This window comes from Kribbella sp. NPDC050124 (assembly GCF_044460355.1).
Taxonomy (GTDB): Bacteria; Actinomycetota; Actinomycetes; order Propionibacteriales; family Kribbellaceae; genus Kribbella.
Map to the genome: position 1 here is coordinate 1,205,713 of NZ_JBITJU010000001.1, position 24,900 is coordinate 1,230,612.

Here is a 24,900-nt window from a genome sequence, read left to right on the forward strand (position 1 = left end):
GAACGCCGTCGCTGGCACGTCATCCTGGTTACCATGCGTGCACCTGTCTGCCGCCACAGGACGTGGCCTGGGTCGCGCTGCCCGGTTGGGATGGGCTGGTCGCCGCGTGGGTGCCTGGGTTCCGTGCAATCTCTACCGGACCCGAAGGTCCTTTGTGCTTCCTTTGTACTCCTGAAAACCCTTCCTGTGAAGGGCTTACCTGACCTTCATGGAGTTGAGAACAATGAAGCATCCTTCAGCTTCGGGTCCCGGCTCCGGGGGCCTTTCGGCCTCAGCTTTCCGGGGTCCGGGTGCGGCGTCTGGTGGCCAGGAAGAACGCCCAGGCGGCCAGTCCGGCGACCGCCGCGGTGGCCAGGGCGGGTCGCCGTACGTCGCGAAAACGGTTCCGCTCGGCGAGCCCGACCGGCTCGTTGAAGTCGAGCACGGGCCAGCCGCGGGCGGCCGCGATCCGGCGTAGACCCTTGTCCGGGTTGACCGCGAAGGGGTGACCGACCGCAGCCAGCATCGGTTCGTCGGTGACGGAATCCGAATACGCATAGGAGTCTGCCAGGTCGTAGCCCTCGGCCTCGGCCAGCGCCAGGATCGCGGTCGCCTTGTGCGGACCGTACGCGTAGTCCTCGATCTCGCCCGTGTACTTGCCATCGGCAACTACCATCCGGGTGGCGATCACCTTGTCGGCGCCGAGCATCTCGCCGATCGGCTCGACCACCTCGGCGCCGGACGACGACACGATCACCACGTCCCGGCCGGCCGCGTGGTGCTGCTCGATGAGCTCGACCGCCTCCTCGTGGATCATCGGCGTGACGATGTGGTGCAGAGTGTCGGCGACGATCGCCTTCACGGTCTGCACGTCCCAGCCGGTGCACATCGCGGACAGGTACTCGCGCATCCGCTCCATCTGGTCGTGGTCCGCGCCGCCGAGCAGGTACACGAACTGGGCGTAGGCGCTGCGCAGGACGGTGCGGCGGTTGATCAGCCCGCCGGCGTAGAACGGCCGGGAGAAGGCCAGGGTGCTGGATCGGGCGATTATGGTCTTGTCCAGATCGAAGAAGGCGGCCGTTCGGCCCGTCCCGGGGTGCGCCATGGGGTCGAGCATAGGCATCGGGCGAAACGCCGAGGGACCCGGGCTTTTGTGTGGGCCGGTCTCCCGTTAGACTGTTTGACAGTGTGACAGTGACACTGGCCGGAAACGCCTGATCGGGCGGTTTCAGCGCCTGGGAGACACGATCTCAGTTGCAATCGAACTGAGATGTGTGGAACCCGGCCTTGGGGGGTACATACCCCCTGACAGTGGCAGACTGTCGCCTCCTGAACGGCCCCCGGCTCCTCCCCCCGAGCCCGTGGCCGAAGACGGCCCCCGGTCACCCCCCCGCCGGGGGCCGTCGCCTTTCCTCCTCCGGGTTCCGGATGTAAAAGGTTCCTCACTTTTCTGGGCGTGGGAGCGCTTTCACTTTATGTAGGCTCTTGACAATGTAGTTACGCAGTCACAGTTTGTAAGTCATGAAAACGCGTGCACTCCGCCCCCAGGCCGCGATCATCCCCGCCCTGATCACCCTTCTCGCCGCCCTCACGGGCCTGCTTCTGGTCCCGGCGACCGGATCCGCCGCCACCAACCTCGTCACCAACGGAACCTTCGAAACCGGCAACCTGTCCGGCTGGACCTGTGCCGCCGGCGCCACCACGACCTCGGCCCGCACCGGTAGCTACGCGCTCCAGGCCACCCCGACGTCCTCGGACAACGCCCGCTGCAGCCAGTCGATCCCGGTGAAGCCCAGTACGGCGTACACGTTGTCCGCCTGGGTCAAGGGGTCGAACGTCTACCTCGGCTTCGAGGGAGGTACGTCGACCTGGAGCACCAGCACCACGTGGAACCAGTTGACGACCACCTTCACCACCGGCGCCTCCACGACCCGGGTGACGATCTACCTGCACGGTTGGTACGGACTGCCGCCGTACCAGGCCGACGATGTCGTGCTGGACGGTCCGGGTGGTACGCCGGACCCGACCACTCCACCCACTACTCCGCCGACGACACCACCGACGACCCCGCCCACCACGCCGCCCCCGACCAACGGCACCTTGCCCAAGCACGTACTGACCGGCTACTGGCAGAACTTCAACAACGGCGCCACCGTCCAGCGCATCAGCGACGTCAACGCGGCGTACGACCTGATCGCGGTGGCCTTCGCCGACGCCGCGGCCCAGCCCGGCGCCATCACCTTCAACCTGGACTCCGCCGGGCTCGGTGGATACACGGTCGCCCAGTTCAAGGCCGACATCGCCGCCAAGCAAGCGGCCGGGAAGCGGGTCATCCTGTCGGTCGGTGGCCAGAACGGCACCATCTCGGTCGGCAGCGCCGAGGCCGCGACCAACTTCGCCAACAGCGCGCTGACGGTGCTGCGCGAGTACGGCTTCGACGGGATCGACATCGACCTGGAGAACGGGGTCAACGCGCAGTACATGGGCCAGGCGTTGCGCAGCCTGCGCAACTCGTTCGGCAGCGGGCTGATCATCGCGATGGCTCCGCAGACGATCGACATGCAGAGCACGTCGTTCGAGTACTTCAAGCTGGCGCTGGCGATCAAGGACATCCTGACCGTGGTCAACGTCCAGTACTACAACTCCGGCTCGATGAACGGCTGCGACGGGCAGGTGTACTCGCAGGGCACGGTCGACTTCATCACCGCCCAGGCGTGCATCATGCTGCAGAACGGACTCCGGCCCGACCAGGTCGGTCTCGGCCTGCCCGCCTCGTCTCGTGCGGCCGGTAGTGGCTACGTCTCGCCGCAGGTCGTCAACAACGCCCTGGACTGCCTGACCCGGGGCACGAACTGCGGCAACTTCAAGCCGAGCACCACGTGGCCGTCCCTGCGCGGTGCGATGACCTGGTCGACCAACTGGGACGCGCTGAACGGCAGCGCGTTCGCGAACCAGGTCGGCGCACACGTCCACGCGCTGCCCTGACATGCACAGTTATCGACCGGCTCCGGTGCTGGAAGTGCTCGGTGTCTGCTCGGAGGACGAGCAGCTCTACCGGGCGCTTCTGGCCCGGCCGGAGTCCACGACTGTCGACCTCGCCCGTCATACCGGCTGGCCTGCGACGCGCGTCGGCAGGCATCTGCGATCACTGCTGTCCCTCGGCCTGGCCTCGCGCACCCCAGGCCGACCTGCTCGCTACCTGCCGGCTGTGCCGGAGGCCGCGGTCGAGCTGTTGGCACTCAGGAAACAGGCGGCGATCGTCGAGGCTCGGCTTGGGGCCTCGGTGCTCAGTGCGGAGTTCCGGGCGCGGCATGGCGCGTTCACGGTGATCCGCGGGTCCGAGGCGATTGCTCAGCGGTTCTACCAGGCGCAGGCATGTGCGCAGGACGAGGTGCTCGTCCTCAATCGGCCGCCGTACGTCGTCACGCCCGGCCGCGGTGTTTCGTGCCGGGTGATCTACGACATGGCGTCGGTGTCGGAGCCCACCGATCTGGCGGCTGCCCGGTCGGTGGGTTGCCGGATCCTGCGCGACGTACCGCTTGAGTTGGTCCTGGTGGATCGCCGTACCGGGTTGCTGCCGACCAGCGCAGAGGTGGTCGTGGAGGTGGGGCCGTCGAGTCTGCTTGACGGGCTGCTGCGGTTGTTCGAGCTGTTGTGGCAGCAGGCGAGCCCGTTGTCGCCGCCCGCCTCGGAGGGTCCGCTGAGTGGCGAGGACCGGCAGTTGCTGGCGCTCGCTGCGGCTGGGTTGACCGACCAGGCGATCGCCCGGCGTCTTGGAGTGGCGCAGCGGACGGTCGAGCGCCGGATGCAGCGGATCCTCAGGACGCTGGACGCGACCACCCGCTTCCAGGCCGGCCTCCGCGCCGGCCAACGCGGCCTACTCGCCTAATCGGTGACGTCTCTTCCTTCAGTCCGTTACATCGGCGACGGTGGCCTTGAGTGCTTTGACCAAGTCGTCTGCGTTCACGGTGATGCCGACGCCGTGGTCGCCGCCGCCGATGGAGATCGTGCCGGTGATGCGTTCGTCGGCGATCACCGGCCAGGCGTGCGTGCTGCCGAGCGGGGTGATGGTGCCGCGGACGTACCCGGTCACGTCGAACGCTGTGTCCTTGTCGGGCATCGAGATCCGGTTGACCCCGAGCAGCGTGCGAAGCTTCGGCCAGGCGATCCCCCGGTCGCCGGGGACCAGCACGAACCGGTAGTCGTCGTCGGACAGCCGGACCACGATCGTCTTGATCAGGCTGGCCGGCTCGATGCCCCGCGCCGCCGCGGCTTCCTCGAGCGAGTTGACCCGCCCATGTCTGGTCACCTCGTAGCTCAGGCCCAACTGGTCGGCTGCCTCGATCGCTCTGGTCACCCGGCTAGTTTCGCATCTTGCTCGGAATGCTCTTGAGGAGTACGGCCAGCAGGAGCGTGATGAGGAAAAGCACGCCCGCCTCCAGCGCCACGCCACTCCAGCCCCCATGCGTCCACGCAGCCCCGGCCAGACCGCCGAACACCGACGAGCCCAGGTAGAAGGAGAACAGGTAGAGGCTGGCCGCCTGCCCGGTGCCACCGCCACCAGCATGCGCCCGGACCGCCACCCACCCGCTGGCCACACCGTGTACGGCGAAGAAGCCGGCCGTCATCAGTGCGAGCCCGACAACGATCAGCGGCAGCGGTGCGGCTAGAGTGACGGCCACCCCGGCCAACGTGACCAGACAGCCCGCTGGCACGACCGCCCGGCGCCCGTACCGGTCAGCGAGCCACCCCGCCGTCGCCGAACCAGCTGACCCGAGCAGATACACGGTGAACACCAGCCCAGCCGCTCCCGCGCTCAGCTCGTACGGCGCTCCGGAGAGCCGGAACACGGCTCCGTTGTAGACGGCGACGAAGGCGCCGACCGCGGTGGCGGCGATCCCGTAGAGCGCCAGCAATGCCGGATCACGCAGTACTCGGCCTGTCTGGGTCAGCAGCTGCCGCGGGCTGGCCGGGGCCGGCTGGAAGTTCTGGGAGGCGGGCAGCAGCAGCCAGACCACTGCGGCACACAGGACACCGATGACTGCGATGCCACCAGCCGCGAACCGCCAGCCGCCGAGGTCGGCCAACCCGCCTGCGATCAGGCGGCCGGCCATGCCGCCAACCGCCGTACCTGCGATGTAGAGACCGCTGGCGCGGGCGTGGCTGTCTTGGTGCACCTCCTCACGCAGGTAGGCCATGGCGACGGCGGGCAGGCCGGCCATCGCGATGCCCTGGAGACCGCGGAGCGCGAGCAGCGTGTGCCAGGTCGGTGCGACTGCGCAGAGCAGGGCGATGACGGAGGTGGCCGCGACCGACCAACGCATCAGAGTGGTGCGTCCGATCACCTCGGAGGCCGGACCTGCGATCAGCAGCGCGATGCCGAGCCCGAGCGTGGCTAGCGACACCGTGAACGCGCTCTGGCTCGGCGAGACCTTGAAGGCATCGACGAGCTCAGGCAGCAGCGGCTGGGTGCTGTAGAGCAGAGCGAACGTCGCCAGGCCCGCCGCGAACAGGGCGATCGACAGCCGACGGTAGCCGGCCTCGCCTGGTCGATAGCCGGGCTGCGCGGCGACGGAAGTGTGCATGCCTTCGACCGTGCCACGCATTGTGCGATACGTAAAATGTCAATCTCGGCAGTAATCGATACGCTTCTGGTATGCATGTCGAAGACCTTCGCTGGTTCGCCGTCCTGGCGGAGACCGAGCACCTGACCGAGGCAGCCGCCGTACTGGGGACGAGCCAACCCAACCTCTCCCGCTCGCTGCGCCGGGTCGAGAGCGCGTTCGGCGTACAACTCTTCGAGCGTGAACACCGAGGCGTGCGGTTGAACCCATACGGGCGGGTCGTCCTGGAAGCAGCCCAAGCCGGTACGGCGGCGGTCGACAGCGCGCGCCAGCGCATCGACGCGCTGCTCGACCCGGAGTCTGGGACGGTGCGGCTCGGGTTCCTGCACTCGGTCGCGACCAGTCTGGTGCCGGACCTGCTGAAGGCGTTCCGCTCGCAGGCGCCGAGCGTCCGGTTCGCGTTGCGGCAGGAGCCGGCGCACGACATCGTCCAGGACCTGGAGAGTGGTGAGGCGGAGATCGGCATCATCGCGCCGCGGCCGGATCCGGAGCTGTTCGGGTGGCACCTGCTCGAGCAGCAGCGGCTGTGCCTGCACGTCCCGCCCGGTCATCCGCTGGCGTCGCGGCGCCGGGTCGAGTTGGCTGCAGCTGCGGATGAGCAGTTCGTCGGGCTGCGGCCTGGGTTCGGGTTCCGGCGGATCAGTGAGGAGCTGTGCCGGGCGGCCGGCTTCACGCCGCAGTTGGCGTTCGAGGCGACCGACCTCGCGACCATCGACAGTCTGGTCGGTGCCGGACTCGGGGTAGCGGTGTTGCCGTCCGGTGCGGTCCGTGGGAACGAGAGCGGGGCGGTGTCGATCCCGCTCGCCGGGGTGCGGGCGCGCCGGGAGATCGGGATGGCTTGGCGGCTGCGGGCGCAGCTCACGCCGGCTTCCGAGCGGTTCCGCGACTTCGTCCGGTCTCAGCCGGTGCGGTCGACCTGAGCCTCCGGCCGTGACTTTCGTAGCGTTGGTCCAATTTTCCCGGTGTCGACTTGCAGTGAGAGGGCTTTCCACCGCACAGTTTCCTCCGTGAGGAAGCGTCTCAGTTCGATCCGCCCGAGCCGACGCCTGCTGTTCGCAGCCGGCACGGCTGCCGCGGCGTCGACGGTTGCGTCGGCTGCAACGGCATCGGCCGGCGAGCTCGCCTCCACCGGCGCCTACGGGTCGGGGGTGCTGGGCGCGTGGGAGCGGCAGGCCCGCGCCGTCTCCAGCGAGTCGCAGGTCCGCAAGACGCGGGAGACCGACGGCGTCTTCATGTTCGGCGACAGCATCGGGGTCCAGGACGGTCCGTCCCTGGCCAAGCAGCTGGCCGGGCACGGCATTCACATGGCCGTGCACAACTGGGCCGGCCGTCCGGTCACACCGGCTGTCGACGCGCTCGACACCTGGGCCCAGGACTACGGCTTGCCGCATCGCATCCTGATGTCGGTCGGGTCCAACGACATCTTCACCCCGCCCGCGGTGGCCGCTCAGGTGGAGCGGACGATGCAGATCGTCGGTGGCGAGCGGATGGTCTTCTGGGTGAACATCCAGGCCGCCCGGACCGGACACGGTCCCGGCGTCCAGCTCTCCGACCAGCGGAACAGCGCCTGGATCAACCTCCAGCTCGCCGAGGCGCAGCGCCGGCACGAGAACCTCCGCGTGATCCGCTGGGCCGAGCACCTGGCGGCCAAGCCGAACCGCCTCGCCAAGTACCTCCGCGACGGTCTGCACCCGTCGATCCCGCTGGGCCAGAACGCCCGCAACGCCCTGATCGTCGAGGCGCTGAAGTCCGGCTGAGTACGGCGACGTACGGGTGCTCCCCGCACGTCGCCGTACCGCTGTCAGAATCCGGCCGTGATCCGGGTGAACTCCCACTCCGGCTGAGAGATGCCGGAGCAGTTGGAGACCACGCCGCCGCCGGGGCAGGGGCGGTCGCGGTTGACCGACCAGAACGCCAGCCGGCCCAGCCCATTCGACTTGGCCCAGTTGGTGATGTTCTGCCAGGTCGCCGTGGTGGTCATCTCCTGCTGGTCGGACAGGCCGTTCATGCCCGAGATGCCCTGGTGCGCGTAGGCCTGGGCGGTTGTCCAGCCGAAGGCGGCCTTCAGCTTGTTGTTGAGGCCGACCGACGCGTTGACGGTGTCCTGGTAGATGTTCGAGCTGCCGAAGTCGAACGGCATCAGCGTGAAGATGTCGATGTTCGCGCCGAGTGCCGCGGACCGCTCGATCAGCCGGTTGCCCCAGTAGTTCGGGCCGCTGGTCGAGGTGCCGAAGGTGAGGATCGTCTGGATCCCCGGGTTGTTCTGCTTGACGATCTTGAGCGCGTTCAGGATGCGGTCCTGGACCACCTCGCTCTCGAACTCGTCGCTGTTCTCGATGTCGACGTCGATCGCCTTCAGGTTGTAGGCGTTGATCACCTGCTGGTACGCCCCGGCCAGCGCCTCCGGCGTACTGCAGTTCGGGCCGAGCTTGTTACCGCTCCAGCCGCCGATCGACGGCACGATGTCGCCGCCGGCGGCCCGGATCTGCGCGATCGCGTTGGCGTCCGCGCTGCCCTGCAGCGGCCTGCTGCCGTCCCACGCCGGGTTGCAGCCACCGGACGACAGAATGAACGCCATGGTGAACCACCTGATGCCGGTCGCGTTCATGACGGTCGCCGGGCTCGGCGGGTCGCCCCAGCCCATGTAGAGGTACGGCGCCGCCCGCCGGGTGCCGGGGTTGCCGCCACCGGTGGTCGTCGTCACCGAGATGCTGCCGCTCTTCGGCCCCTCGCCCGCACTGTTGGACGCGCTGACCTGGTAGCTGTACGTCGTGTTCGCGGTGAGCCCGGAGTCCGTGTACGAAGTACCGGTCGGCGAACCCACCTTCGTGCCGTTGCGGTACACGTTGTAGCTCGTTGCCCCGCTTGCTGCGGACCAACTGAGGCTGACCGACGACGAGGTCGCCGTACCGGAGAGACCTGACGGTGCTCCGGGTGGCGTGCCGCCACCGCCGCCCGTGCAGGAGCCGCCGTTCAGCCGGCAGGCTGCGAGCCCTGGGAAGTTGCCCGGGCTGCCGTTGAAGCCGAAGGTGACGCTGGCGCCGGGCGCGAGCGGCCCGGCCCAGCTCGGCGGGGTGAAGGTGTGTGTCTGACCGCTGCTGCTCCTGGTCGCGTCCCACGAGCTGGTGATGGTGTAGCCGGACGGGAAGTCGAGTGCGACCGACCAGGTGCTCACTGAGCTCGTGGTGCCGTTGGTGACAGTCACCTTGCCTTCGAAGCCGCTGCCCCAGTCGGACACCTTCGTGAAGGCTGCGGTGACACCTGCCGCATTGGCAGCCGGCGCGGTCAGGAGTGCGAGTACTACTGCAGTGATGGCCGCTAATGCCATCGAGATGCGTTTCATGATGCTCCGATCAGTGGGCGGTACGTGATCAGACCCGGCCCCAGAGTGCGGGGACGTTCGGTGGCTCCCAGCCGGTCAGGGAAGTGTGTCCCTGGATGCACTTGTAGGTGAGGCCGTTGTAGCTCACCAGCGCACCGGTCGCGTACGTCGTGTTCGGCGCCCACGGGGTGGCCGTCGGAGGCGTCGGGGTCGGCGTCGGGGTGGGAGTCGGAGTGGGGGTCGGCGTGGGAGTGGGGGTCGGCGTTGGCGTCGGAGTGGGCGTCGGCGTCGGCGTCGGGGTGGGACCGCTGCAGCCGGGTGTCTCCGCGTTGACGGCGTTCACCACGTGGTTGAAGAGAGTGACGCTCGGGTCGAGGGCCTCGAGGGAGTACATCATCGCGCCGGCCAAGCCCTTGCAGTGCTGGTAGTCCGCCTTGGCCTTGATCGACTGGGCGTTGTCCCCGGTCCAGAAGGTGCCGTTGCGGTAGAACCACGACGCCTTGGTGGTCTCGTCGAAGTACGTCGCCGACGGGTCGTCCACGAACCCGACGAGCTCCTTGTAGAACGAGACACCGGGAACGTTGCCGCTCATCGCGTGACCGTCGGCCGGTCCGGTCGCCGGCTGGTACTTGCCGTTCGCCGTACTCGGAACGCCCTTCCAGCCCCGGTAGTAGAAGGGATATCCGATCGTCAGCTTGTTCGCCGGGAAGCCGCCGGGGATGCCGTACGCCGGGTCGCCGGTGGTCCACGCCTTGATCGCGCCGTCGACCGAGTACTTGGCCGAGCCCGGCGGGATCGGGGTGCTCGGGTCGTCCGGGGCCTGGTAGAGCGGGTCCTGGAAGTTCGTCGGCCCGGTGGCGTCCCAGCCGCCGTGCATGTCGTACGTCATCACGTTGTTGTAGTCGAGGTACTGACCGATCTTGTCGGTCTCGATGGTTGCGATCTTGTCCTGCCCGGCGGGGGTGGCGGCGGTCAGGTAGTAGCGCTTGCCGGTCTGGTTGCCGTAGGCGTTCAGCTGGGACCGGAACTCGGCCAGCAGCAGGGTGAAGTTCTGCTTGTCGGCGGGGCCCCAGTGGTTGCCGACGTGGCCGTTCGGCGAGCCCGGGTACTCCCAGTCGAGGTCGATCCCGTCGAAGATGCCGGCCGCCGAGCCGGGACCGCCGAAGCCGTCGATCACCGGCAGGTCGCCCTTGAGGAACATGTTCACGCAGGAGCTGACGAAGGTCTTGCGCTTGGCGTCGGTCGAGGCGGCGTCGGAGTAGTACTTCGAGTACGTCCAGCCGCCGATCGAGATCAGGATCTTCAGGTTCGGGAAGCGCGCCTTGAGCTTCTTCAGCTGGTTGAAGTTGCCCTGGATCGGCTGGTTCCAGACGTCGCCGACCCCGTCGACGCTGATGTCCGCGCCGTACGACTTGCCGTAGTCGGCGAACGCGTCGCCGGCGCCGTCGCCGGCGTTCGGGTTGTTCTCGTCCTGCGACGCGGCCTTGTTCGCCATGAAGCAGGTGTGGTCGGTCGGGTGGATGTTGGCGAACGCGTAGTTCAGGAAGTCCAGCTTGCCGGCGGCGCCGGTGGTGATCAGGTTCTTCGGGTAGAACGCGTTGGCGTAGATACCCCATTGGGTGAAGTACGCCGTCTTCACCCCACCGCTCGTGGCGGCCGGGGCTTGGGCGGTCTCCGGGCTGGCGAGGGAGACGCCGGCGGCGGTGATCAGGGCGGTGGCGGCGACGGTTGCGGTCGCCGCGAGCATGCGTAGTCGACTCATGGGCGGTCCTCCGGAGCTGGGACGGAAGCGGTCCGGTGAAATTTAGTTAAAGACGCTTCGAAAGGAACCGTAACCGTTCCCGCCGGGTTGGTCGCGGGCTGGCGATGGCGGATTCCCGCTGCTGACGGAAACCCGACAGGCCTTTGTCCACAGGGATCCAGTGCGTTGGCTCGGGGATGCCGCGACGACGGCATCTTCTAGGCATGGACACTTCTTCGATTTCGGTGCTCTTGGCAACTACTGACGAACTGCTGCTCGACGACCTGCTCCGGCTGGCCGCGGCGGCCTCGATCACTCCACTGGTAGAGCACGACCTGCTCGGCCTCCGCCGCAGGTGGCAGACCACCTCGCTGGTGGTGGTCGGCCACGACCTGGCCGAGCCACTCGCCCGAACCCAACCGGTACGGCGATCCGGTGTCGTCGTCGCCGGATTCGCGGGCGGTGACGACGTGTTCCGCTGTGCCTTCGACATCGGCGCGGAGTCGGTGTTCCGGCTACCCACGGACGAGTCCGCCTTGGGCGACAAGCTGGCCGATGCCTTGGATGGCGAGGTCCGCACGGCATTGACGCTTGCGTTCGTGGGCGGTTGCGGGGGAGCAGGGGCGACCACGCTCGCTTCGGCGGTGGCCGTGTTCGGGAACCGGCGCGGCTTCCGGACGATGCTGATCGACGGCGATCCACTCGGTGGCGGCATCGAGCTGGCACTGGGGATCGAGCAGGATGTCGGCGATCGCTGGCCGAAGCTGCTCAACGCGTCCGGCCGGGTCAGTGCTGCTGCGCTGCGATCGGCCTTGCCGTCGGTGAACGGTCTGGCGGTGCTGTCGTGGGATCGGTCCGACGTGACCGTCCTGCCGCCGGAGACGATGAGCTCGGTGCTGAGCGCCGCCCAACGCAGTAGCGATCTGGTGGTCGTCGACCTGCCTCGGCGGGCGGATCCGGCGGTGGAGGAAGGTTTCGTCCGGGCCGGCGCGACGCTGCTCGTCGTACCGTGCGATGTCCGGTCGGTCGCCGCGGCCAACCGACTCGTCGGTCCAATGCGCGATGTTGCTGGTGACCTCCGCGTGGTGGCGCGGGATCCGCGCGTGAACGGGCTGTCTGCTGCCGATGTCGCGGCACACCTGTCATTGCCATTGGCAACGAAGGTTGGCTACGAGCGAGATCTGCCGGCGGCGATGGACCAGGGACGCTTCGATCCGCGTCCGCGTGGACCTCTCGGCCGTGCCGCCGCCGAGATCCTGGATTTGTTCGGCCTCTACGCGACGGCTGCGGCATGAATGCCTCAGCTGTGCTGATCGATCGGGTCCGGGCGACCTTGGCTGTCACCGGCGCGGAGCCGACGCCTGCTCGGGTCGCTGCTGCCCTCCGGGCGGATGGCGGCGTCTACGGCGACGCGATCGTGCTCGCCGTGGTCGCGGCGCTCCGCCGGGAGGCCTTGGGCGCGGGTCCACTCGACGGCCTGCTCTCCGAGCCGGGCATCACCGACATCTTGGTGAACGGTCCCGACGAGGTCTATGCCGACCGCGGCTCCGGCCTCGAACGCGTGCTGATCCGCACTGGCGACGAGCCCGCGATCCGCCGTCTCGCGACCCGGTTGGCTGCGGCTGCGGGACGCCGGCTCGACGACGCCACGCCGTACGTCGACGTACGCCTCTCCGACGGCACTCGCTTCCACGCCGTACTTGCCCCCGTGGCCGCGCCCGGCACCTGCCTGTCCTTGCGAGTCCCGTCCCGGAAGGTGTTCACGCTGGAGGACTTGATCGCCGCGGGTGCGTTGCCGCCGGCGGGCGCGGCCGTTCTGCGTGACTTGGTCGACGCGCGGCTGGCGTTCCTGATCAGCGGTGGCACAGGCACCGGGAAGACGACGCTGCTGAATTCCTTACTGTCGTTGGTGGATCCGTCGGAGCGGCTGGTCCTCGTCGAGGATGCGGGCGAGCTGAGGCCGAACCATCCGCATGTCGTCCGCTTGGAGGCGCGACGGCCGAACGTCGAGGGCAGCGGCGAGATCTCGCTTCGCGACCTGGTCCGTCAGGCGCTACGGATGCGGCCCGATCGTCTCGTGGTCGGCGAGGTCCGCGGAGCCGAGGTGGTCGACCTGTTGAGTGCGTTGAACACAGGTCACGAGGGCGGCTGTGGCACGGTGCACGCCAACTCGGCCACCGACGTACCAGCCCGCCTGGAAGCCCTCGGCGCGCTAGCCGGCCTGTCCCGGGAAGCCATCCACAGCCAGGTCGCGTCCGCCCTGCACGCCATCATCCATCTGACCCGGCCCGCCAACGGCACCCGCCGCATCTCCGAGATCCAAGTCTTCGACCGCCTCCCCACTGGCGAAGTAGTCACCCGTCCAGCCGTCACCTTCCACCCCGACAACACCCTCACCCTCCACCCACCCGCCCACCGCTTCACCACCCTCCAGGCGGCCGCCGCATGACCCCCGCCCTGCTCTCCAGCCTCCTGGTCCTCCTCGCCCTCCACCTGCTCCTTCCGGCCCGTCACCGAGCTTTGCACCGCCTAGCCCCACGCCAACGTCACTCCGCAGCCTCACCACCTGAGCCCACCACCCCAACATCAGCGCCGCCCCCGCAACGCGTGCCCACCTTCGCCACTGCGCGCTCGCGATTGCCCCGCCCATGGCTTCTGGCTCCACTGGCCGCGCTCACCGGCTTGGTCGTCGGCATGCAGTTCCTGGTCTCCGTGGCCGCCTTGGCAGCCGTCACCTGGCTCGTCCACAACCAACGAGCCCAGCACCGCCAACGCACAACCACCGCGACCCGCCGCGCCAACATCATCGAAGCCCTCGACGTACTCGCCGCCGACCTGACCGCCGGTCGCCCACCCATCGACGCCTTGGAAGGGGCCGCAGCCATCTGCCCCGACTTCCAGATCGCCTACGCCGCTGCCAAACTGGGCGGCGACATCCCCGGCGCTCTCGAGCTCGTCGCAGAATCCCCCGGCGCCGAAGGCCTACGCGCCCTCGCTGCCTCCTGGCGAGTCGCCGACGAATCCGGCGCCGCGTTCGCTGCCCTCACCGACCGCCTGGCCCAATCGCTCCGCGCGGACGAGTCGATCCATCGCCAAACCGCCGCCAGCCTCGCCGGTGCCCGCTCCACCGCCCGCATCCTGGCCCTGCTCCCGATCTTCGGCATAGCCCTCGGCTACTCCCTCGGCGCCAACCCCCTCACCTTCCTCACCACCACCCCCACCGGCTGGCTCTGCCTAGTGGCCGGCCTGGCCCTGACCGCCGCCGGCCTCCACTGGACCACCCGCTTAGCCAAACCACCATCCACCTAGCGAGCCCTGACCCCATGAGCACTGTCCTAGCCGCCACAGCCGCAGCCTTCGCGTCCTACCTCCTGCTACCCGCCCAACCAAACCTCCGCCGCCTCACCAATCCACCTCGCCACCCTCGACCCCGCCCACCCCGGCTACACCAACTCGCAGCCGTCCTCGCCGCCGTCGGCCTCCTCTTTCTGTTCGGCTTCCCCTGGGGCATCCCACTCGCCGGTGCCGCCGTCTACCTCGTCCCCAAAGGCCTCGCCCGCCTCGAACCAGCCGCCGCCAAGCAACGCACCGCCCGACTCACCCGCGACCTTCCCTTGGCCGTGGACCTCCTGGCCGCCTGCCTGCGGGCCGGCCGCCCACCCCAGCAAGCCCTCATCACAGTCGCCGCCGCCATCCACGGCCCCCTCGCTGAGCTCCTCACCGAGGTCGCCCACCACCTGGCCCTGGGCGCCGACCCGACAGACGCCTGGTCCCACCTACGCTCCGAACCAGCCTGCGCCCCCTTCGCCCGAGCCATCGACCGCTCACTCCGCTCCGGCGCTCCACTCTCGAAGACCCTCGAACACCTGGCCGACGACACTCGCCAAGCCCACCATCACGCCGCCGATCAACAGGCCCGCGCCATCGAGTCCCGCACTGCCCTACCACTCGGCCTCTGCTTCCTGCCCGCCTTCATCCTGCTCTCCATCGTCCCCACCATCGCCGACGCCTTGGTTCCCTACCTCACGCATCGATAGGGGCACTAGGCAACTAGTTGTCCCCAGGCTGGAAACTCCTGCAAAAAAAGGCCTCCGACAACGGCACCTTGTCAGTGAGTGATCCGGACCAGCCGGACCGCAGACCCGGAGGTACCCAATGTCCAACCCACTGCCGCCGACCACCCACCGTCTCCCCAACGACGTCGAGCACAAGGCTCTCCGCCTTCCCGCAGCGCGCGGCGCGGCGTGCACCGACTCCTCGTCGTCTAGCCGGGCCCTCCGTCGCCGTTCCGAACGTGGAGCAGCCACCGCCGAGTACGCCGTCAGCGTCGTCGCGGTCTGCGGTCTCGGCGGAATCCTCGTCGCCCTGCTGAAGTCCGACGCCATGATGAACGCCCTCAAGGCCCTCATCAACTACGCCCTTCAGTTGGCCGGCGTAGAAGGCGTCCAACTCTGACCAGCGGGTCGGTCGCGGACCCCTCTCCGCGACCGACCCCCCAACCCGAGGACCCCAGATGCCGCCCCAAGAATCCCGCCATCCCAGCCCGATTGGTCACCACACCCGCAGCTGTGCCGAACGCGGTGCAGTGACCGCCGAGGTGGCCATCACCCTTCCCGTCCTGCTCACCGTGCTGATCCTGGGCATCTGGCTGATCGGCACCTCAGGCTCGACATCCAATGCACCGACGCCGCCCGAGACGTAGCGCGGGCAGTAGCGCGCGGCGAATCCGCCGAATCGGCTCAGGAACTGGGGCGCCGCTCAGCACCCAAGAACGCAACCATCACCATCACCCGAACCGCCACAGACATCCACGTCACAGTCACCGCCGGCCCGACCCACGACGGCCCCCTCCTGGCCGCCTTCCCGACGACCCAGGTAACAGCCGAAGCCACCGTTCAATCCGAACCGACCACCGAGGAGTCACCACAATGAGCCCACACCCCAAGCGGGCGATGAGCGACATCCGCCGGATCCTCGACCCAAGGCGACGAGTGAAGTCTGAGCGTGGCAGCGGCAGCCTGCTGACCCTCTTCACCTGCCTGACGCTCGCGACCACCGTGGCGATGGCAATTCTCTGGTCGGCCATCTCCACGGCACGCCATCAACTCGCAGCCGCCGCCGACCTGACCGCACTCAGCGCTGCCCACGCCCTGCCCTCCGGCGCCACTGACCCCTGCGTCGCCGCCCGCCGCATCGCCGCCACCCACGAAGTAGCGCTGGCAGACTGCCGGACATCCGCCGACAGCGTCACGATCCGGGTCACCAAGCCTCTGAACCTGCCGGCCGTCGGCACACCTACGCTCACCGCCCAAGCCCGCGCCGGGCCCGACTGACTCATCGGCCCGGCCGGCTCGCGGCCAAGGCTTCGTGAGGTGGGTTCCAGGCGGTCGCGATCTGGTCGCAATCTGGTAGAGATGGAGCGTTGATCTGGACGAGGTGCGTCGGCCGACTCCATGATCTGGAATCGAAGTCCTGCCCATCCTCCCGGACGCACTTCCCCGGCGCCCGGACGGTCACCCCGGAGGCTCGTTTGCCCGACCGCATCCGGCTGTTGCTGGTCGACGACCAGATCCTCAGTCGAGGCGTACTCAGAACCGGCCTGGAGCGCGAGCGCGACCTCGAGATCGTTGCCGAGCTCAACCGTTCGGACGACGTCGTGGCCGCCGCGAAGCGGCACCGGGCGAACGTCGCGCTGCTCGACACCGCGGGACCGGGGAACGACAGCATCAAGGTCACCACGAAGCTGCGGACGTCGATGCCGGAGTGCCGGGTCGTGATGCTGACGACGTACGGGCGGCCGATCCACTTTCGTCGTGGGCTCGAGGCAGGTGCGAAGGGGATCGCGCTGAAGGGCAGCCCGGCGCCGCAGTTGGCCGATGCGGTACGGCGGGTGCACCTCGGCCTCCGCGTGGTCGACGCCAACCTGGCGGCCGAGAACCTCAGGTACTCCGAGACGCCGCTGAACGACGACGAGACCGACACCCTGCGCGCGGCCCGCGAGGGCGGCTCGGTCGCGTTGATGGCTCGCAAGCTCGAGGTCTCCGAACGCGTCGTCCGGACCCGCCTCTGGTCCGCCATCGGCAAGACCGGCGCCCGCACCCGCTCCGACGCCGTCCAAATAGCCGAACGCAACGGCTGGCTCCTCGACTGACCCCGCTGGTCGCGGCGCCACGTCGAGCTAGAGGAGTTGGTTCAGGAGCCAGGTGGGGCCTTCGGTGATTGCGCCGGTGGGGGCTATCCGGTGGCGGAGGCCTCGGTCGGCGGTGACGACGGTGACCTCGGGGTTGGTGTCGGCGGCGGCTGTCTCGGTGGTGATGGCGACGATGGTGTCGTCGCCGGAGCCTTCGGCCAGGACCACTCGGAGGGTGCCTACGTCGGGAGCGTCGGGGTCGGAGGTGGCTGCGCGGGCGGCGCCTTCGAGGATGACGATGATGTCCGTGGTGTCGTGGAGGCGGTCCTGCAGTGCGGCGAGTTTCACCAGGAGACGGCGGGCGGCGCCGGCGCGGTCGCGCCACCAACCGTCCGGGCGGGAGCCGACCACGTTGGCTGCGTCGACCACGATCACCTGGCGCCGTTGATCGGTCATGCGATCAGTCTGGCAGGAGCACAGCCGGTCAGGAGCGCAGTCTGTCAGGAGCGCAGCCGGTCGGGAAGGCGGCCGGTCGGGAGCACGGTCTGTCAGGAGCACAGCGAGATGAAGCGGCCTTCGTGGGTGACGAGGTAGTGCGGGCCGGGAGTTGCCGGCAGGGATTCGTACTCCGTGCGGACCGGGCGGCGGGTGCCATCCGGGGAGACGAGGACCGTGTTGGGGGCGTCGATGGCAACGAACGAGTCTTCGACGCGGAGGAGGACGGGAGCGGTGTAGGAGGCGGAGATGGCGGTGCGGCCGGCGGACAGGCCGTCGAGGACGGCGCGGGCGAGTTCGTCCGGGCCGGAGGCGGAGGCGTCGACGGCGATCCAGGTGGTGGGGGTGCCGGGCAGGGTGATGGAGGTCGGGTCGTGCCAGTCGCTGCCGCCGATGGGCGTCGTACTGGTCAGGCCCCAGGCTTGCCACCAGGCGATCGGGCCGCCCCAGGTGCGGTCGAGCCAGGTCGAGTGCCAGACCTCGGCGAGCGGTGGATGTTCCGGTAGCGGTTGACGCCAGGAGCAGTCGCCGCCGAGCGGGTGGTTGATCGACAACAGTCCACCGCGCGCGGCGACCTCGGAGACCCACGTCGCGGCGGGACGGCGGAAGTCGATCACGCCGATGTCGCCGAACGCGTTTGCGTGCCCGGACTCGGTGGTCACCTCCTGCCCGGGGATCAACCCGATGCCGAACCGCTTCCCGACCGCAGGCAGTTCGAGGTGATGCGCGACCGTGTTGTGGTCGGTCACCGCCAGCACGTCCAGACCGGCCGCTACGCCGAGCGCGGCCAGATTGGCGACCGGCGTAGACCCGTCGGAGTGCAGTGAATGCGCATGAAAGTCACCGGCCACCCACTTCAACCCAGGGGCCGCCGGCAACGTCCGGCGCGCAGGCCGAGGTGGTACGGCGACAGCAGCCGACGCGTCGGCGTACTCCGCCAAACCAGGCACCGCATCGACCGGACCAGTGACCGCCTCGACGATGAGCTCGGCGCCGTCGACCGGCAGCCGGTGCAGGCCGATGACGACCCACCACGTGCCCGGCTCGAGGTCACCGGCGAGGTATCCGGGGGTCGCCGCGGTCGGCGTGATGGCAAACGTACGGCGTGCGCCGCCGGACCACCCGCGCCAGCCCGCAGTACCCTCGCAACCGAGGTCGATGACGACCCCCTCCAGCGCAGGGACCGTCAACGTGACCAGCAGACCAGGGCAGTCGGCCGGGATGTCGACCGGCAGCGAATGCCACACGGACTCGGCGCGGTCGTCGAGTGTCCAGCGCCGGCGGTACGACGTGACTGCCATCAGCCGACCGTAGCCGGTTGGCGCGCCAACAGATCGCCGGACTCCCGGTCGTACAAGAGCACTCGTGATGCGGAGGCACTGATGACAACCCTGGTGCCAGGCTCGGGCTCGGCTTCCTCCGGGACGGTGACACCGATGAGCGTGCCGTCGCAGTCGACGCTGACCAGGGACTGCGTACCCAGGTTCTCGGCCACGACGACTTCGCCGCGCAAGGACGGACCGCTGACATCGCCAGTGGCGAGAGTGAGGTACTCCGGTCGTACGCCGACAGTCACTTCCGCACCCGATGGTGCGGAGTACGCCGTCGCGGGCAACGATCCGCCCGCCACCAAGACCACGCCGAGTTCGTCGGCTGAGGTGGTCGATGCGACCGTACCCGGGAGCAGGTTCATCGGGGTCGAGCCGATGAAGTTCGCGACGAAGGTGTTGGCCGGGCGGGCGAACACCTCGCGGGGTGAGCCGAGCTGGCGGAGCTTGCCAGACTCCATGACGGCGATGCGGTCGGCCAGGGCCAGTGCTTCGGCTTGGTCGTGGGTGACGAAAACCGTGGTGATGCCGAGGTCGCGCTGAAGCTTCTTCAGGAAGGTACGAGCCTCCAACCGCAGCCGGGCGTCCAGGTTGGACAGCGGCTCGTCCAGCAGCAGCACCTTGCCTTCGGACGCGATCGCGCGAGCTAGTGCGACCCGCTGCTGCTGACCACCCGAGAGTTGGCCCGGCTTGCGTTCCAGGAGCCCTTGCAGCGACAACTCGGCTGCTGTCCGCTCGGCTGTCGCCGTTCGGGTCGACAAAGCAACACGCCGTACCTTCAGCGGGTAGGTGATGTTCTCGGACACGTTCATGTGCGGGAACAGGGCGTAGTCCTGGAAGACCATCGCGACGCCACGCTTGCCGGGCTCGGCGCGGGTCACGTCCGCGGCGTCGATCCGGACCGTGCCCTCGGTCGCATGTTCCAGGCCGGCGATCGTCCGCAGCAGCGTGGTCTTGCCGCACCCGGACGGGCCGAGCAGGGCGAAGAACTCGCCGTCCACCACGTGCAGGTCCAGCCCGTCGACGGCGCGTACGCCGTTCGGGTAGACGGTCGCGAGGCCTTCGATGTCGATGCCCGCCATCAGCTCTTGATCCCTCCATGGAAGCGGAACCCGTACCGCGAGTTCACCAGCAGGTACAGCACGACGACCGGGATCGAGAACAGCAGCGAGAACACCGGCAGCACCTGCAGGTTCACGCTGCCGCCCTCGTCGGTGAGGGTCTGCATCAGCACCGCCCCGGGCTGTAGGTCGATCGACCGGATGAGCAGGAAGGGCACCAGGAAGTTGCCCCAGGAGTTGACGAACGCCCACACCATGATGGTGGCCAGGCCGGGCCGCGCCACCGGTAGTACGACGTCGCGCAGGATCTGGCCCGTGGACGCGCCGAACACCCGGGCCGACTCCTCGTAGGACCGCGGCACCGCGTCCACGAAGTCCTTCAGGATGAAGATTGCCGCCGGCAACAGCCCGCTGGTCATCACCAGCGCCACGCCGAACCGCGAGTCGATCAGCCCGAGCTGGTAGATCATCACGAAGATCGGCACCATCGCGGCTGTCCCAGTGACAACTGACGACAGCAGCAACAGCCCGTACAGCAACGCGTCCCGGCCAGGGACCCGGACCCGCGACAACGCATAGCTGGCCAACGCGGCGAATGCGGTCACCGCCACCGCTGTGGTCACGCAGATGACGAGCGAGTTCACCATCGAGTGCATCGCGTACGGGTGGTCGAGCGTCTTGCGGACGTTGGCCAGCGTCCAGTCCGGCCAGCCCACACCGAGACCCGGCGAGGCGTCGAACGGCGCCGACGCAATCCACAGCATGGGTACGGCGAAGAACAGCATGATCGCGCAGATCAGCACGTAGAACCCGATCCGCCGTACGACGTAGGCAGGAGTCCTCACGAGCGCCTCCTCAGCAGCCGCAGGTAAATCAGCGAGACCAGCAGGTTCGCGATCAGCAGCAGGAACGAGATGGCCGAGGAGTAGCCGAGCTCACCGCCCTGCAGCGCCACGTTGTAGATGTAGACCGGCACCGTCTCGGACTCGTGGTTCGGCCCGCCCTTGGTGAGCAGGAACGGCGAGAAGTCGTTCGCCGTCCACAGCGAGATCAACAGCGTGTTGGTGAGCACGTGCCCCCGGATGTGCGGGAACACCACGTCGCGCAGCGTCTGCCATCCCGACGCCCCGACCATCCGCGCCGACTCGAGTTGCGACGGCGGCACCGCCTGCAGCGCGGACGAGTAGAGCATCATCGAGAACGCCGTACCGCGCCAGGTGTTGAAGATCACCAGGCACGCCATCGGGTAGTCGATCAGCCAGGCGGTCCCGGGTGTGCCGAGCAGACCGTTCAGCGTGCCGCCGTCCCGGTCGAAGAACGCCACCCACAGGTACGCGACCACCGTCGAGGGCAGGATCCAGGCCAGCAGGACCAGCGCTTCGACGGTCCGGCGGACGACGGGACGCGTACGGCGCATCACCCAGGCCAGCGTGAAGCCGAGGATGTTCTGGCCGATGATCGCGGAGCCGAGGACGAACAGCATCGTCAGCCACAGGGCGTTGTGGAAGAGCGCGTCGTTCAGGGCCTTGGTGTAGTTGGACAGGCCGACGATCGACGGTGACACCGCCTCGACACCGGTCAGCCGGTAGTTGGTGATGCCGATGTAGATCGTCCAGAACGCCGGGAAGACCAGGAACGCGCCGATCAGCAGCAGCGCCGGCGCGACGAAGCCGAGCGCGCGCCCGACACCGAGTCCGGCGACGTCCGCCGCCGGACTCCGTAGCCGTGTGCTCATCAGTTGCCGGCGACCTTGTCCTTGCTGCCGGCCGCCGCCTCGACCGCCTTCTGGTAGGCCTTCGCGGCGGCGTCGGAGGTCTTGCCGCCGACCACGTCCGCGGTCGCCTGCTGCAGGGCGGCCGAGATCTTCGGGTACTCCGCCACGCCCGGCCGGTACTGCGTGATCGGCAGCACCTTGGTGGACACGAAGTTCAGCATCGGGTCACTGGCCAGCACCTCGTTGTTGACGTCGGTGCGCTGGGTGATCTTGGCCGCGCCGTTCAGCGACTCCTTCACCATCTCGGCGGAGTTCATGAACTGCAGCAGCTCCCACGCCTGCTGCGGGAACTTGGTGTTCGGGTTGATCACGGTCGCGCCGCCACCGGACATCGAGACGAAGTCCTGGCCGTTGACGCCGCCGCCCGGCCGGGCAGCCGGGATCAGCGCGTAGCCGACGGCGGTGTCGCGGTCGGCCATCTTGGCCACGCCCTCCTTGGGCTCGACCACGCTGCGCCAGAAGTAGTCGCCCTCCAGCAGGATGCCGATCTTGTTCGCGGCGAACTGCGCGAACGACTTGTCCCGGCCCTTGGCCTCGCGCTGCAGCACTGGGTCGCCCAGACCGGTGGTGTAGATCTGGTGGTAGAAGTCGAGCACCTGGCGCAGCTTCGGGGTGTCGCCCAGCCACTTGCCGTCGGGGTAGACGGTCGTGCCGGTGCCGACCAGCAGCGGCAGCACGCCCTGCATGGAGGTCGCCTCGCCCATCGCCGTACCGGCGTTGAGCTGGATCGGGGTGACCCCGGGCAGCTTCTTCAGCGCCTGGCCGGCCGAGATGATGTCGTCCCACGACTTCGGCTGCCAGTCGGCCGGAAGGCCGGCCTGCTGGAACAGCTTCTTGTTGAAGTACAGCACCCGGCCGTCGGTGCCGCCGGGGACGCCGTACCGCTTGCCGTCGAAGCTGCCGAGCTGCTGGACCGCCTCCGGGATCTGCTTCCAGCCGTCCCAGTCGTCCACCTTGCCGGCGTCGCCGACGGTGTCGGCGAGCGGCTTGATGTAGCCCGCCTGGGCGAACTCGCCGACCCAGATGCCGTCGATCTGGACCAGGTCCGGACCGGACTTGTTCGACAGGTCCAGCGACAGCTTCTGCTTGTAGACCTCGTCGTCGGAGCCGTCACCCTGGAACTTGACCGTGACGTCGACGCCCTTGCCCTTCTGCTCGGCGACGAACTTCGGGATCAGCACGTCGGAGATGAAGGTCGCGCCGGCACTGCTCTTGCCGCCCTTGACCGAGTTCGAGCCGATCGTCAGCTCGACCTTCTTGGCTTCGGCGTTGCGGCCGGTGTCCTGCTCGCCGCCGCTGTCGGACGAGCCGAGACAACCGGTCAGCAGGGCCAGCGCGGCGGCGCCCAGGACTGCGGTACTGGACAACCGCGTGAGTGATCGCATCAAGGGTCTCCTTGCGAGGTCGGTGCAGCGAGTGCCGGTCAAACATTGGCATCCGCGAGCGACTATGTGAAGACTTTTTCCCAACCCGGGGTAAACGTTGTCAGATGCCGTGAGCAACTGTGTCAAGTTCGGATCCCGCTCGACGGATTGCGGAAGTGTTGAAGGATGCTCAAGGTTCCGTGGCAGCTGGTAGTTGATTAGATACATACTGTGACATCAGGAGGTACGGTCTTGCCGATCGGTTCAGCGGATCGGAGGTGAAAGACATGCTGTTGCACGGACTGGCTTGCCTTCTCGACGACCTGTACTGGCACTGCCGCCACCACTGCTGGTGGTGATCGGCCCGGCCGGCTGGTGACGGCCACGGACAACGGGGGAGGCCGGTGATCCCGACGCGAGGCTCCCGCTGACGCGCAAGCAGCGGGGATCCAGAGCGCCGGACCCGAGCACCGGTTCCGAACCGAAGAGCTCACCAGACCCACAACTGAAGGAGTGTCGATCACACCGAAGGAGTGAGAAAACAGCCGGCCCCGACATCGTCGGGGCCGGCTGTCCTCTGTGTGGCTGAGGATCCTCCTCGGGTCAGCGCTGAGCCAGCTGCATCATCTGCTTCGGCAGCTCGGTCATCTGCGCCGGGATCGCCGTCTTCGGGCGAACCAGCTCGAGCAGGCTGGATGCGGCGTTCGCGATCGGCAGCGGCAGGGCCAGGCCCAGGGCCGCGAGCAGCGCGTTCACGAGTGCCAGGACCGCACCCAGGATGTCCAGGCCTGGCAGCGGCAGCGCGCTCCAGCCCTGGACCGGTGTGCCGGACGCGGCCATGCTGCCGGTCGGCTGTGCCTGCTTGGCCTTCCCCTTGCCCAGCAGAGAGGTGAGGGCGAGACCGCTGGCGGCGTTCACGAACGTGCCGGCGCTCTCGTCGTGGCTCCACTTCTGTCCGTCGCCGGCCCGGCACGGCAGCACCAGCAGTGGCGCCGAGGCCGGAACCTTGGCCAGGTCCGCACCGCTGTCCAGGCAGGCGCCGGTCTTGGCAAGGGCGCCACCGACGCTCTTGCTCATCGCGACCTGCAGCTGGCCGGACTCGGTGTGGATCCACTCCTGGGTCTTGCCTTCCTTGCCCGGCGCGCAGGCCATCATGACCGCCATCGGGACCTTGGCGGCCGCGACGAAGGTCAGGCAGTAGCGCGTGTCGGAGCGGGTGGCGATCTGCTTGGCGACGCCCACCTCGACGCCCGGAGGCGCCGACTCGCGCGGCGAGACGTTCGCGGCCTGCGCCGGGACGGCGGTGGCCAGCGCGACGCTGACGGCAAGCACCGTCACGCCGGTACGGCTCAACAGCTTACGGATGATCAAGACAACCTCCAGAGGTCGTGCCCGGAAGGCGACAGTGACTCAACGCGACGTTGACGCCACAACCAGTAAGGCACAGGAGGCTGACGGGTGGTTATGGGCAGACCTGGGAACTTGATGCCATTGGCAACTAATTGCCAGCTCGGAGTCGTTGCGCACGGCATCGAAACCTGGCTGCGGGCTCGCCGTGCGGCGGCCGAGTGGCGGCTGTGAGTCGATCGAGATCTTACGGCAACCTGTGGATATTCGAGGGGCTCAGGCCGCTATTTGGTGCCGTTGGCAACGGAGTTGTCAGTGGGGCTGTTTGGTCTGGCCGGGGTCGATGGTGGTGGGTTCCTCGGAGGTCGGGCGCTCTTCGGTGGCCGTACGCTCCGCGGCGGCCGCAGGCTCCGCGGTCGGCGCCTCGTCGCGGTCGGTGGTGAGCTCCGGCCGGCTTTCCGGGGTGTCACTCTCGGTGACCTGGGCGCGGAGGTCGCGCATCTCCTTGCGGCGCCGGTAGCCGCGGCCGAGTCCCTTCTTCGTCAGCCACAGCCCGAAGATCAGGGTTGCCCCAGCGAGCGCGCCGAGCACGAACACGGTGGCGACCGAGACGCCGAAGTCGACGCCGAAGACCTCCATCGTGGTGGAGGCGCCGGACGTCACCAGGACGCCGAGGCCGAACAGGACGGCGAGGACGATCAGGACGATTCCGAGGACGGCCATGGCGAGCTGCCT

Annotated in this window: 25 protein-coding genes; 12 read left to right on the forward strand and 13 right to left on the reverse strand. The window is 68.3% G+C overall.

Annotated features, from left to right (window positions below):
- Positions 1–271 precede the first annotated feature (271 nt).
- On the reverse strand, positions 272–1,096 hold the full coding sequence (locus tag ACIBL3_RS06115; RefSeq protein WP_396352310.1) for an HAD family hydrolase: 825 nt from the start codon (positions 1,094–1,096) through the stop codon (positions 272–274).
- Between the two features lie 404 nt (positions 1,097–1,500).
- On the opposite strand from ACIBL3_RS06115, the gene ACIBL3_RS06120 reads away from it, so the two are divergent.
- Entirely contained in the window at positions 1,501–2,964 is a 1,464-nt protein-coding gene (locus tag ACIBL3_RS06120; RefSeq protein ID WP_396352084.1) for a chitinase, read from the forward strand.
- Position 2,965: 1 nt separating this feature from the next.
- Positions 2,966–3,868 carry a helix-turn-helix domain-containing protein gene (locus ACIBL3_RS06125; protein WP_396352085.1) on the forward strand — a complete coding sequence of 301 codons (903 nt, stop codon included), beginning with the start codon at positions 2,966–2,968 and terminating at the stop codon, positions 3,866–3,868.
- 18 nt (positions 3,869–3,886) lie between these two features.
- On the opposite strand, the gene ACIBL3_RS06130 is transcribed toward ACIBL3_RS06125, so the two are convergent.
- On the reverse strand, positions 3,887–4,336 hold the full coding sequence (locus tag ACIBL3_RS06130; protein WP_396352086.1) for an aminoacyl-tRNA deacylase: 450 nt from the start codon (positions 4,334–4,336) through the stop codon (positions 3,887–3,889).
- Positions 4,337–4,340: 4 nt separating this feature from the next.
- Entirely contained in the window at positions 4,341–5,564 is a 1,224-nt protein-coding gene (locus ACIBL3_RS06135; RefSeq protein ID WP_396352087.1) for an MFS transporter, read from the reverse strand.
- 71 nt (positions 5,565–5,635) lie between these two features.
- Between ACIBL3_RS06135 and ACIBL3_RS06140 the strand changes: the two genes are divergently transcribed.
- Complete coding sequence (locus tag ACIBL3_RS06140; protein ID WP_396352088.1) at positions 5,636–6,523, forward strand: LysR family transcriptional regulator; 888 nt, start codon at positions 5,636–5,638, stop codon at positions 6,521–6,523.
- Between the two features lie 87 nt (positions 6,524–6,610).
- Entirely contained in the window at positions 6,611–7,360 is a 750-nt protein-coding gene (locus ACIBL3_RS06145) for a hypothetical protein (protein ID WP_396352089.1), read from the forward strand.
- A gap of 44 nt (positions 7,361–7,404) precedes the next feature.
- On the opposite strand, the gene ACIBL3_RS06150 is transcribed toward ACIBL3_RS06145, so the two are convergent.
- Complete coding sequence (locus tag ACIBL3_RS06150; protein WP_396352090.1) at positions 7,405–8,946, reverse strand: cellulose binding domain-containing protein; 1,542 nt, start codon at positions 8,944–8,946, stop codon at positions 7,405–7,407.
- A 28-nt stretch (positions 8,947–8,974) separates the two neighbouring features.
- Entirely contained in the window at positions 8,975–10,687 is a 1,713-nt protein-coding gene (locus ACIBL3_RS06155) for a glycosyl hydrolase family 18 protein (RefSeq protein ID WP_396352091.1), read from the reverse strand.
- Between the two features lie 203 nt (positions 10,688–10,890).
- On the opposite strand from ACIBL3_RS06155, the gene ssd reads away from it, so the two are divergent.
- The 8 genes from ssd to ACIBL3_RS06195 all read left to right on the forward strand — a co-directional run bounded on the left by ssd (position 10,891) and on the right by ACIBL3_RS06195 (position 16,817).
- Positions 10,891–11,961: a septum site-determining protein Ssd gene (ssd, locus tag ACIBL3_RS06160; protein ID WP_396352092.1), complete on the forward strand. Its 1,071-nt coding sequence runs from the start codon at positions 10,891–10,893 to the stop codon at positions 11,959–11,961.
- Entirely contained in the window at positions 11,958–13,115 is a 1,158-nt protein-coding gene (locus ACIBL3_RS06165; protein WP_396352093.1) for a TadA family conjugal transfer-associated ATPase, read from the forward strand. The genes ssd and ACIBL3_RS06165 overlap by 4 nt, the downstream gene beginning before the upstream one ends.
- Positions 13,116–13,360: 245 nt before the next feature.
- Positions 13,361–13,975, forward strand: a complete 615-nt coding sequence (locus tag ACIBL3_RS06170) for a type II secretion system F family protein (RefSeq protein ID WP_396352094.1) — start codon at positions 13,361–13,363, stop codon at positions 13,973–13,975.
- Between the two features lie 14 nt (positions 13,976–13,989).
- The gene (locus tag ACIBL3_RS06175) at positions 13,990–14,703 is read left to right on the forward strand and encodes a type II secretion system F family protein (RefSeq protein WP_396352096.1); all 714 of its coding nucleotides are present in this window, start codon (positions 13,990–13,992) and stop codon (positions 14,701–14,703) included.
- Positions 14,704–14,821: 118 nt separating this feature from the next.
- On the forward strand, positions 14,822–15,121 hold the full coding sequence (locus tag ACIBL3_RS06180) for a DUF4244 domain-containing protein (protein ID WP_396352097.1): 300 nt from the start codon (positions 14,822–14,824) through the stop codon (positions 15,119–15,121).
- A 216-nt stretch (positions 15,122–15,337) separates the two neighbouring features.
- The gene (locus ACIBL3_RS06185) at positions 15,338–15,598 is read left to right on the forward strand and encodes a TadE family type IV pilus minor pilin (RefSeq protein WP_396352311.1); all 261 of its coding nucleotides are present in this window, start codon (positions 15,338–15,340) and stop codon (positions 15,596–15,598) included.
- The gene (locus tag ACIBL3_RS06190; protein ID WP_396352098.1) at positions 15,595–15,999 is read left to right on the forward strand and encodes an Rv3654c family TadE-like protein; all 405 of its coding nucleotides are present in this window, start codon (positions 15,595–15,597) and stop codon (positions 15,997–15,999) included. The genes ACIBL3_RS06185 and ACIBL3_RS06190 overlap by 4 nt, the downstream gene beginning before the upstream one ends.
- 197 nt (positions 16,000–16,196) lie before the next feature.
- Positions 16,197–16,817 (forward strand): response regulator, encoded by a 621-nt coding sequence (locus tag ACIBL3_RS06195; protein ID WP_396352099.1) that lies wholly within the window; start codon positions 16,197–16,199, stop codon positions 16,815–16,817.
- A gap of 27 nt (positions 16,818–16,844) precedes the next feature.
- Here the strand turns inward: ACIBL3_RS06195 and ACIBL3_RS06200 are convergent, their stop codons facing one another.
- The 8 genes from ACIBL3_RS06200 to ACIBL3_RS06235 form a co-directional block, all read right to left on the reverse strand.
- Positions 16,845–17,252: a hypothetical protein gene (locus ACIBL3_RS06200; RefSeq protein WP_396352101.1), complete on the reverse strand. Its 408-nt coding sequence runs from the start codon at positions 17,250–17,252 to the stop codon at positions 16,845–16,847.
- A gap of 92 nt (positions 17,253–17,344) precedes the next feature.
- The gene (locus ACIBL3_RS06205; protein ID WP_396352102.1) at positions 17,345–18,592 is read right to left on the reverse strand and encodes a CehA/McbA family metallohydrolase; all 1,248 of its coding nucleotides are present in this window, start codon (positions 18,590–18,592) and stop codon (positions 17,345–17,347) included.
- Positions 18,592–19,701, reverse strand: coding sequence for an ABC transporter ATP-binding protein (locus ACIBL3_RS06210; protein WP_396352103.1), 1,110 nt, complete (start codon positions 19,699–19,701; stop codon positions 18,592–18,594). The genes ACIBL3_RS06205 and ACIBL3_RS06210 overlap by 1 nt, the downstream gene beginning before the upstream one ends.
- Positions 19,701–20,525, reverse strand: coding sequence for a carbohydrate ABC transporter permease (locus ACIBL3_RS06215; protein ID WP_396352104.1), 825 nt, complete (start codon positions 20,523–20,525; stop codon positions 19,701–19,703). Before ACIBL3_RS06215 ends, ACIBL3_RS06210 begins: the two co-directional genes overlap by 1 nt.
- Complete coding sequence (locus tag ACIBL3_RS06220) at positions 20,522–21,415, reverse strand: carbohydrate ABC transporter permease (protein WP_396352105.1); 894 nt, start codon at positions 21,413–21,415, stop codon at positions 20,522–20,524. The genes ACIBL3_RS06215 and ACIBL3_RS06220 overlap by 4 nt, the downstream gene beginning before the upstream one ends.
- Positions 21,415–22,839 carry an extracellular solute-binding protein gene (locus ACIBL3_RS06225; RefSeq protein ID WP_396352106.1) on the reverse strand — a complete coding sequence of 475 codons (1,425 nt, stop codon included), beginning with the start codon at positions 22,837–22,839 and terminating at the stop codon, positions 21,415–21,417. Before ACIBL3_RS06225 ends, ACIBL3_RS06220 begins: the two co-directional genes overlap by 1 nt.
- A gap of 582 nt (positions 22,840–23,421) precedes the next feature.
- Entirely contained in the window at positions 23,422–24,189 is a 768-nt protein-coding gene (locus tag ACIBL3_RS06230; RefSeq protein ID WP_396352108.1) for a hypothetical protein, read from the reverse strand.
- 288 nt (positions 24,190–24,477) lie between these two features.
- Entirely contained in the window at positions 24,478–24,888 is a 411-nt protein-coding gene (locus ACIBL3_RS06235) for a hypothetical protein (RefSeq protein ID WP_396352109.1), read from the reverse strand.
- Positions 24,889–24,900 lie beyond the last annotated feature (12 nt).

Coding starts and splice junctions, on each gene's coding strand:
- ACIBL3_RS06115 (WP_396352310.1), bottom strand. CDS start 1,096: ATGCTCGACCCCATGGCGCACCCCGGGACGGGCCGAACGGCCGCCTTC.
- ACIBL3_RS06120 (WP_396352084.1), top strand. CDS start 1,501: ATGAAAACGCGTGCACTCCGCCCCCAGGCCGCGATCATCCCCGCCCTG.
- ACIBL3_RS06125 (WP_396352085.1), top strand. CDS start 2,966: ATGCACAGTTATCGACCGGCTCCGGTGCTGGAAGTGCTCGGTGTCTGC.
- ACIBL3_RS06135 (WP_396352087.1), bottom strand. CDS start 5,564: ATGCACACTTCCGTCGCCGCGCAGCCCGGCTATCGACCAGGCGAGGCC.
- ACIBL3_RS06140 (WP_396352088.1), top strand. CDS start 5,636: ATGCATGTCGAAGACCTTCGCTGGTTCGCCGTCCTGGCGGAGACCGAG.
- ACIBL3_RS06150 (WP_396352090.1), bottom strand. CDS start 8,946: ATGAAACGCATCTCGATGGCATTAGCGGCCATCACTGCAGTAGTACTC.
- ACIBL3_RS06155 (WP_396352091.1), bottom strand. CDS start 10,687: ATGAGTCGACTACGCATGCTCGCGGCGACCGCAACCGTCGCCGCCACC.
- ssd (WP_396352092.1), top strand. CDS start 10,891: ATGGACACTTCTTCGATTTCGGTGCTCTTGGCAACTACTGACGAACTG.
- ACIBL3_RS06165 (WP_396352093.1), top strand. CDS start 11,958: ATGAATGCCTCAGCTGTGCTGATCGATCGGGTCCGGGCGACCTTGGCT.
- ACIBL3_RS06170 (WP_396352094.1), top strand. CDS start 13,361: ATGCAGTTCCTGGTCTCCGTGGCCGCCTTGGCAGCCGTCACCTGGCTC.
- ACIBL3_RS06175 (WP_396352096.1), top strand. CDS start 13,990: ATGAGCACTGTCCTAGCCGCCACAGCCGCAGCCTTCGCGTCCTACCTC.
- ACIBL3_RS06180 (WP_396352097.1), top strand. CDS start 14,822: ATGTCCAACCCACTGCCGCCGACCACCCACCGTCTCCCCAACGACGTC.
- ACIBL3_RS06190 (WP_396352098.1), top strand. CDS start 15,595: ATGAGCCCACACCCCAAGCGGGCGATGAGCGACATCCGCCGGATCCTC.
- ACIBL3_RS06200 (WP_396352101.1), bottom strand. CDS start 17,252: ATGACCGATCAACGGCGCCAGGTGATCGTGGTCGACGCAGCCAACGTG.
- ACIBL3_RS06205 (WP_396352102.1), bottom strand. CDS start 18,592: ATGGCAGTCACGTCGTACCGCCGGCGCTGGACACTCGACGACCGCGCC.
- ACIBL3_RS06210 (WP_396352103.1), bottom strand. CDS start 19,701: ATGGCGGGCATCGACATCGAAGGCCTCGCGACCGTCTACCCGAACGGC.
- ACIBL3_RS06220 (WP_396352105.1), bottom strand. CDS start 21,415: ATGAGCACACGGCTACGGAGTCCGGCGGCGGACGTCGCCGGACTCGGT.
- ACIBL3_RS06225 (WP_396352106.1), bottom strand. CDS start 22,839: ATGCGATCACTCACGCGGTTGTCCAGTACCGCAGTCCTGGGCGCCGCC.
- ACIBL3_RS06235 (WP_396352109.1), bottom strand. CDS start 24,888: ATGGCCGTCCTCGGAATCGTCCTGATCGTCCTCGCCGTCCTGTTCGGC.